Annotated in this window: 7 protein-coding genes; 1 reads left to right on the top strand and 6 read right to left on the bottom strand. The window is 73.1% G+C overall.

Features of this window, described 5'->3' with window-relative positions:
* From VGR37_24155 to VGR37_24130, 6 genes are all read right to left on the bottom strand, one after another.
* Window positions 1-429: hypothetical protein (locus VGR37_24155; protein HEV2150515.1), on the bottom strand; the 429-nt coding region annotated here is incomplete at its 3' end.
* 146 nt (window positions 430-575) lie between these two features.
* Window positions 576-1,736 (bottom strand): aminotransferase class I/II-fold pyridoxal phosphate-dependent enzyme, encoded by a 1,161-nt coding sequence (locus VGR37_24150; protein HEV2150514.1) that lies wholly within the window; start codon window positions 1,734-1,736, stop codon window positions 576-578.
* 157 nt (window positions 1,737-1,893) lie between these two features.
* Window positions 1,894-2,382, bottom strand: coding sequence for a signal peptidase II (gene lspA / locus VGR37_24145; GenBank protein ID HEV2150513.1), 489 nt, complete (start codon window positions 2,380-2,382; stop codon window positions 1,894-1,896).
* Window positions 2,379-2,999 (bottom strand): fumarylacetoacetate hydrolase family protein, encoded by a 621-nt coding sequence (locus VGR37_24140; GenBank protein ID HEV2150512.1) that lies wholly within the window; start codon window positions 2,997-2,999, stop codon window positions 2,379-2,381. Before VGR37_24140 ends, lspA begins: the two co-directional genes overlap by 4 nt.
* Before the next feature lie 127 nt (window positions 3,000-3,126).
* On the bottom strand, window positions 3,127-5,682 hold the full coding sequence (locus VGR37_24135) for a helicase C-terminal domain-containing protein (GenBank protein ID HEV2150511.1): 2,556 nt from the start codon (window positions 5,680-5,682) through the stop codon (window positions 3,127-3,129).
* 77 nt (window positions 5,683-5,759) lie between these two features.
* Window positions 5,760-5,999: a hypothetical protein gene (locus VGR37_24130; GenBank protein ID HEV2150510.1), complete on the bottom strand. Its 240-nt coding sequence runs from the start codon at window positions 5,997-5,999 to the stop codon at window positions 5,760-5,762.
* Window positions 6,000-6,125: 126 nt separating this feature from the next.
* Between VGR37_24130 and VGR37_24125 the strand changes: the two genes are divergently transcribed.
* On the top strand, window positions 6,126-6,521 hold a 396-nt coding region (locus VGR37_24125), incomplete at its 3' end, for a lamin tail domain-containing protein (GenBank protein HEV2150509.1).

Raw genomic sequence — 6,521 nt, 5'->3', positions numbered from 1 at the left:
CCCCGACGGCGTACCGGTGGGGAACGACAGCTCCTCCCCCGCCGCCCGGGCGTTCTCGCGTCGCTCCGCATCGCGCGGCGCCCCGGCCTCGGGCGCCGCGGGGAACTGCACCCCCTCGTCCCCGCCCGCAGCGGCCGTGCGCGGTCCCGGCGCCGGCTCCGGGAACGCCAGGTCGAAGTACTCCACCGTCTCCACCGTGCCTCCGCGGTCCAGCAGCCCGGGGCCGAAGCGGATGAACGCCACCCCGAGAAGCAGGAGCGCCACGTGCACCGCGGCGGACCCGGCGAGAGCGCCCACCGAGGGCCTCCCGCTCCGCCCGGAGCGCCCGAAGCGGCGCAGCGGCGCGTGCACCGGGATCTCCGGCTTCGGCTGCGGCGTCTCGGGGGGTGCCTCTGCGGGCGGGGGCGGGGCCACGGTGGGGCTGCTCATATCGGTCTTCTACTCCCCGCAGCTTCCTTCGGTTCCGAAGGTTGCGTGTCCCGGCGGAGCCGGGGAGTGCGAGGTGCGAAGTGCGAAGTGCGGGTCGGGCAGGGCCCCTGCGGTTGCAGGCCGCTCCCCGTCCCCGCCGTTGTCCCCTACAGCATCTCCCCGATCCTTCGCGCGGCCTCGCGCAGCCGGTCCTCCGTGCAGGTGAGCGCGATCCGGAAGAAGCCCTCGCCCCCGGAGCCCAGCGAGGCGCCCGGGGTGACGGCGACGCCCTGCTCCAGGAGGAGGCGCCGCGCCCACGGCTCCGAGGAGACGCCCTGCGGGAGCGGCACCCACAGGTACATGGTCGCGCGGGGCGCCTCCAGCTCGAGTCCGGCGGCGCGCAGCCCCTGTACGGCGGCGTCGCGCCGGCGGCGGAAGATCTCCAGGTTGCCGGGGAGCCACGCCTCGTGCGAGCGGAGCGCGGCCGCCGCGGCGTGCTGCACGAAGAGCGGGAGGCCGGTGTCCGCGAAGGACTTCACCCGCTGCAGCGCCGCGATCAGCCCCGGGCACCCCGCCGCCCAGCCGACCCGCCACCCGGTCATGTTGTAGGTCTTGGAGAGCGAATGGAACTCCACCGCCACGTCGCGCGCCCCGGGGATCTCCAGGACGGACGGCGGCACGTAGCGGTCGAAGGCGACCTCCGAGTACGCGTTGTCGTACGCCAGCACGACGTCGTGCTCGCGGCAGAACGCCACCGCGTCCTCCAGGTACTCGCGCGGCGCCTCGGCGGCGGTGGGGTTGTTCGGGTAGTTGAGGTAGAGGATCTTCGCCCGCCGCACCACCTCCTGGGGGAGGTCCTCCAGCGGGATCAGGAACCGGTTCTCCGGCCGCAGCGGCACCAGGTAGGGCTCCCCGCCGGCCAGCAGCGTCCCGCCCAGGTACGCCTGGTAGCCGGGGTCCGGGGCGATGGTCGCGTCACCCGGGTTCAGCATGGCGAAGGGGAGGTGGAAGATCCCCTCCTTGGAGCCGATCAGCGGGAGCACCTCGCGGTACGCGTCCAGCTTCACGCCGAAGCGGCGGTCCATGAACCGGACGATCTCCTCGCGGAAGTCCGCGAGCCCGATCTGGAACCCGTAGCGCGAGTTGGCCGGGTCCAGCACCGCCTCGCGAAGCGCCTCCTGCGCGGCGGGTGGCGGGGCGAGGTCGGCGTCGCCCGCCCCCAGGTCGATCACGTCCACGCCCTTCTCGCGCAGCTCGCGCTTGATGGCGGGCACGTCCTGGAGCGGGTACGGGGGAAGGGCGCTCAGCCGCTGGCAGATGTCGGGCATCGAGTTCGTTCGGATCGGGTGGAGTTTCGGTTGGGGCCGCTCCGGGAGACCCGCCCAAACTGCCGGGCGGGTCTCCCTCCGCACAAGGGGTGGGAAAAACGAAGCCCCTCCACCCGGGAGGGGCCTCGTTCGAAGCGAGCCGTTTCGCACTTCGCACTCACGCACTCCTCGGCTCCCGCGTACCGTCGCCCGCCAGGCTCATCCGGGCCACCAGCAGGATCCCGCCGATGGTGATCGCCACGTCGGCGACGTTGAAGACGAAGGGGAAGAAGCGGATCAGGATGAAGTCCGTGACGGCGCCGTTCAGGAGGCGGTCGCCCACGTTCCCCAGCGCACCGGCGATCACCAGTGCCGCGGCGACCCTCAGCACGGAGTCGCGGGTGGAGCGGATCACCTGCAGGCAGACGAAGATCCCCACCGCCGCGGCGAGCGTCAGGACCAGCACCCGCCACGCGGACTCGGCGCCTGCGAAGGCGCTGAACGCCACGCCGGTGTTGCGGCGATGGGTGAGGAACACCCACCCGTCCACCACGGTGTGCCACCCGTGCAGCGGGAGCCGGTTCTGCACCCAGAACTTGGTGAGCCAGTCGGCGGCGGTGACGGCGGCCACCAGCAGCGCCAGGGCGCGGCTGCGCGAGAAGGTCATGCGCCGACCACCGGGTTGCGGACCTTCCCCACCCCGGGCACCTCCACCTCCACCACGTCGCCGGGGCGGAGCGGGCCGACGCCGGCCGGGGTCCCGGTGGCGATGATGTCGCCCGGCTCCAGCGTCATGATGGACGAGACGTAGGCGATCAGCGTGGGGATGTCGAAGGCCATGTCGCGGGCGTAGCCGTGCTGGCGCACCTCGCCGTTCACGCGGCAGATCACCTCCAGCGCGGCCGCGTCCACGTTCCCGGCCGGGACCACCACGCCGACCGGGCAGAAGGTGTCGAACCCCTTGGCGCGCGCCCACTGCCCGTCGGTCTTCTGCAGGTCGCGCGCGGTGACGTCGTTCAGCGCCGCATAGCCGCCCACGTAGCGCATGGCTCGCTCCCGGCTCACGTGCCGCGCCCGGGCGCCGATCACCACCGCGATCTCCCCCTCGTGCTCTACCCGCTGCGACTCCGGCGGGAGGACGATGGGGTCCCCCTCCTCGATCAGCGCCGAGGGCGGCTTGAAGAAGAGCAGCGGCCGCTCCGGCATCTCGTTCCCGAGCTCGCGGGCGTGCTCCAGGTAGTTGCGGCCGACACAGACGATCTTGGACGGGCGGGATGTGGGCATCGGGAGAGTGCGGAAGTGCGTGAGTGCGAAAGTGAACGGCGAAGCGCCAGCCGTTGATCCCCTCTCCCAAACTTGGGAGAGGGTGGCGGCTCTCAGGCCGCCGGGTGAGGGCCCGCCGGAGGGGGTCTCACCCTGCCCGGCGGGCCTCCTGCCGGGCGTCGTAGAAGCGGACCATCGCCTCCTTCACGTCGCGCCACGGGCCGATCCGGACCGGCGCCTCCGGGAGCGACTCCAGAAAGTATCGGCCGTAGCTCTTCTTCGCGATGCGCCCGTCCAGCACGAGCACCACGCCGTGGTCCTCGCGCGAGCGGATCAGCCGCCCGAAGCCCTGCTTCATGCGGATGGCGGCGTTGGGGAGCATGTACTGCATGAACGAGTTGCCCCCCGCCTGCTCGATGGCCTCGATCCGCGCCGCCGTCACCGGCTCCGTGGGCACCTTGAAGGGGAGCTTGGGGATGACCAGCCCGCGCAGGGCGTGGCCGGGGACGTCCACCCCTTCCCAGAAGGAGGTGGTTCCCAGCAGGATCCCCCGCCCCGACGCGGCGAAGCGCTCCACGAGCTGGGCGCGCGGCCCCTCGCCGTGCACGAAGAGCGGCCACTCCAGGTCCATCTTCCGCCTGCGCAGCTCGCCGGCCACGTGGCGGAGCGCCCTGTAGGAGGTGAAGAGCACGAAGAGGCCGCCGTCGGAGATCTTCGCGTGCTCGATCACGGCGCGCACCGTGGCCTCGTCGTGCCGCGGGTCCGAGTCTCCGGCGGGGACCGGGAGGTCGGTGGGGACCGCCAGGAGCGCCTGCTCGGAGTAGTCGAAGGGCGAGGGGTACACCGCCTCCTCCACCCGCAGCTCCTCGTCCGCCTCGCCCTCGCGCGGGGCCCACAGCCCCAGGCGGTTGCGGACGAAGCGGAAGTTGCCCTGGGTGGCGAGGGTGGCGGAGGTGAGCACCACGCTCGGCACCTTCTCGAACACGGACTCGCGCAGCACGGACGAGAGGTCGAGCGGGGCGGCGTTCAGCGTCAGGTTCCCCTCGCGGCCGTCGCGCTCCGGCTGGCGCTCCATCCAGCGCACCATCTTCAGGCCGTCGTCCGGGGGGCGCAGCGCGGCGCGGAGGGCGTCCCGGGCGGCCTCCACCCGGTTGGCGGCCCCGCGCAGCTCCATGAGCTGCGGCTCCAGCATCTCCTTGAGCGCCTCGTCGATGGAGATCCGCTCGCGGAGCAGCTCCAGCCCGCGGAGGAGCGACTCCAGGTTCTCCAGCAGCCCCACCAGCGCGTCCTCCAGCCCCAGCACCCACACCGGGTGCCTGGCAAAGTCGTCCTGGAGGCGGACCATCATCGCACCGGCTTCCTTGAACACGTCCTCCAGGAACGAGAACACCGTCCCCGCCCGCTCCCGGGCGCCGTCGAGCGCGGGGATGAGCCGCTCGTGCAGGTGGTCCAGCGCGCCCCGGGCGAGGAGGTCGTCCGGGCGCAGGCGCAGCGCCTCGGCCAGCGCGGGGAGGAGGCCCTTCCTGCGGTTCTCCAGGCGCGACAGGGTCCGGTACAGCCCCCGGCGCGAGACGGTGGCGCCCAGGTGGCTGGTGGCGGACTCCTCCAGGTTGTGCGCCTCGTCCAGCACCAGCCGGCGGTACTGCGGGAGGACGGCGGGAGCCGTCCAGTTCCCCTGCACCCGCCGCACGGCCAGGTCGGAGAAGAGGAGGTGGTGGTTGACGACCACGACGTCCGCGGAGGAGGCGTCGCGGCGCGCGCGCTGGTAGAAGCACTCCTCGAAGTGGGGGCACCGGGCGCGCAGGCACACGTCCGACTCGGAGGAGACCTCGTCCCACACCTCGGCGGACGGGCGGAAGGAGAGGTCGGAGAGCGAGCCGTCCTGCGACTTCCGCATCCACTCCACGATCCCCGTGAGCTCCGCCTGCTTCTGCGCGTCGAAGAGCGCGGGGGCGTTCTCCTTCGCCAGGAGCGCGCGGCGGATGGAGACGTAGTTGCGGCGCCCCTTCACCAGCGCGAAGCGGAAGGGCTCCCCCAGGGCGCGGCGGAGGAAGGGCAGGTCCTTCTCCACCAGCTGCTCCTGCAGGTTGATGGTGTTGGTGGACACCACCGTCCGCTCCCGGTTCTGGAGCGCCCAGCGGATGGCGGGGAGGAGGTAGGCGACGGACTTCCCCGTTCCCGTCCCCGCTTCGGCGATCCCCACGCCGCCCTGGTTGTACACTTCGGCGATCATCCGCGAGAGGCCGCGCTGCTGCGGGCGGTCCTCGTAGCGGGGGTGCCGGCGCGCGACGGCACCGCCCGGCCCCAGGTCCGCGTCGATGCGGTCCAGGTCCAGCGGCTCCTTGCGATCCTCCTCCGGCGGCTCCACCACCACGTACAGCTCGGACGCGTCGTTGTCCGTGATGGCGAAGCCGAGCCCCTGCTCCCAGAGCTGCGCCGCCACGGCCAGGTCCGCCTCGGAGGGGTCCAGCCGGCCGGAGGGGTGGTTGTGGATCAGGAGCCCGCCGGGCTCCGGGTCGCGGACCGCGGCCAGCACCGCCGTGGCGTGCCCCCGCGCGACCACGCGCGGGTCGTGCACCTCGCCGTGCTCGTCCACGCGCGCGAGGAAGCACACCTCGTTGCCGCGGGCGCGCCCGATCTCGCGGCGCACCAGCTCGGCGGAGGCGGGGGAGAGGAACAGATCGGAGGAGGCGGACTTCGGCATGCGTTCGGTACCGGGGAGGGGGGCGGCGGTTCCCGTGGGCGTCACCTTTCCGGTTGCGCCGGGGAGCCGCCGGGGGCTCAGCCCACCGCCTTCGCGGGCTCGGCCTCGGCGAGCGCAGCGCGCAAGGCGGCCTCGTCGTCGCTCTCCACCGCGTCCAGGTAGAGGAAGCCGACGCGCACCGGCTCGTCCGGGTCCTCGGGGCACTGGAAGCGCGCGGCGTAGATCCCCAGCTCCGTGGGCGCGGGGTGCCCGTGGCTGATCTCCACCAGCCAGCCCCGCCCCCGCTCGTCCTGGAAGATGGCCCTGTCCTTCGGCATCGGTCCCTTGTAGCCTTGTGTTCGTGCGCCGCCCCGAAACGGGGCGCGTCCCCGCGGATGATAACACCCCGCCCGCCCGCGCGGTACGCTCCGGGCACCCCGACCCGACCGATCCCCGAGCTCCGCATGCCGATGCCCATGGCCCTCGTCCTCCTCGCCCTTCTCCTGGCCGCGTGCGAGCCGGCGCCCCGGTCCGGGGCCGCCGACCCGTCTGAGCGCCGCTACGCCGCCTCCGGAGTGTCCGCCGACACGCTGCGCTCGCGCATCGTGGTCAGCGAGGTGATGGCCGACCCGCAGGTGGTCCCGGACGGCGACGGCGAGTGGATCGAGCTGTACAACGCGGGCGGCGCGCCGGCCGAGCTGCGCGGGTGGCGGCTGGACTCGCGCGCGGACGCGGGACACGCCGTCGCCCGTTCACTCACGGTGCGGCCCGGGGAGGCCGTGGTCCTGGCGCGCAACGGGAGCACGGCGGCCAACGGCGGCGTCCGCGCGGGGTACGTGTACGACGGCGTCGCGCTGGCG

Source organism: Longimicrobiaceae bacterium (assembly GCA_035936415.1).
GTDB lineage: Bacteria > Gemmatimonadota > Gemmatimonadetes > Longimicrobiales > Longimicrobiaceae > JAFAYN01.
The sequence above is the reverse complement of the archived record's forward strand: the minus strand, read 5'-3'. Positions and strand labels throughout refer to the sequence as shown.

Coding starts and splice junctions, on each gene's coding strand:
- VGR37_24150 (HEV2150514.1), bottom strand. CDS start 1,736: ATGCCCGACATCTGCCAGCGGCTGAGCGCCCTTCCCCCGTACCCGCTC.
- lspA (HEV2150513.1), bottom strand. CDS start 2,382: ATGACCTTCTCGCGCAGCCGCGCCCTGGCGCTGCTGGTGGCCGCCGTC.
- VGR37_24140 (HEV2150512.1), bottom strand. CDS start 2,999: ATGCCCACATCCCGCCCGTCCAAGATCGTCTGTGTCGGCCGCAACTAC.
- VGR37_24135 (HEV2150511.1), bottom strand. CDS start 5,682: ATGCCGAAGTCCGCCTCCTCCGATCTGTTCCTCTCCCCCGCCTCCGCC.
- VGR37_24130 (HEV2150510.1), bottom strand. CDS start 5,999: ATGCCGAAGGACAGGGCCATCTTCCAGGACGAGCGGGGGCGGGGCTGG.